Origin of the sequence: Streptomyces sp. MS191 (assembly GCF_008042125.1) — a bacterium.
Classification (GTDB): Bacteria; Actinomycetota; Actinomycetes; order Streptomycetales; family Streptomycetaceae; genus Streptomyces.
In genome coordinates, this window is sequence record NZ_RDBI01000098.1 from 1 (window position 1) to 998 (window position 998).

A 998-nucleotide genomic window follows, 5' to 3' on the forward strand; every position below is an offset into this window, starting at 1 on the left:
GAAACGCACCATGTCTGCTGCCTTCACCCGCCCCCGGACCCGTCGCACCGCTCTGGCCGGCGCCCTCTGCGCGGCGCTCGCGCTGGGCGTCGCCGCCTGCGGGCCGTTCTCGGACAAGAAACGCACCATGTCTGCTGCCTTCACCCGCCCCCGGACCCGTCGCACCGCTCTGGCCGGCGCCCTCTGCGCGGCGCTCGCGCTGGGCGTCGCCGCCTGCGGGCCGTTCTCGGACAAGGCCGAGGCCAAGGGCCCGTTCGGGGACCTGACCGGCCCGCAGATCGCCAACAAGGCGATAGCCGCGACCAAGACCGCCGACTCCCTCACCTTCGACCTCGCCGCGAAGACGACCGACGGGCCGATGAAGGCGAACCTGTCGCTCGACACCCGGGGACGGTGCGCCGGCACCCTGACGGTCGGCCCCACCGGCACCGCCGAGCTGATCAAGCCCGACGACAAGAACGCCTACCTCCGCTTCGACGAGGCGTTCCTGCGCGAGCAGGCCAAGGGCGAGGACGCGGCGACCCAGGAGGCCGTGCTCAAGCAGCTCAAGGGCCGCTGGATGAAGACGCCGGTGACGGACCCGGACGCCAAGGACAGCCTCGAACTGTGCGATCTGAAGGCGCTGCTCGGCGAGTTCGAGACGGGGGCCAACCTCGCGGTGAAGGGCGAGGAGACCACGGTCGGCGGGGCGAAGGCGCTCATGCTGACGCAGGCGCTCGACGACGAGAAGACCACGCTCTACGTGGCGACCGAGGGCACGCCGTACCTGCTGAAGATCGTGACGGCGGGCGGCGACGAGCCGGGGACGATCACCTTCTCCGACTACGGCAAGCCGGTGGACGCCAAGGTCCCGCCGGCCAAGGACATCCTCGACGAGAAGGCGCTCGGCTGACGCCGGTGCGCCCGTGAACGTACGGCACGGCCCTCGGGTCCGTGCCGTACGTTCACGGGCGCACCGGCGTCAGCCGAGCGCCTTCTCGTCGAGGATGTCCTTGGCC

1 protein-coding gene is annotated in these 998 nt (G+C 71.2%); it reads left to right on the plus strand.

Going from position 1 to position 998, the window contains the following annotated elements; genetic code table 11:
- The coding region (locus tag EAO71_RS35185; RefSeq protein WP_222723616.1) for a hypothetical protein at positions 1-892 on the plus strand (892 nt) is incomplete at its 5' end.
- Positions 893-998: the final 106 nt, after the last annotated feature.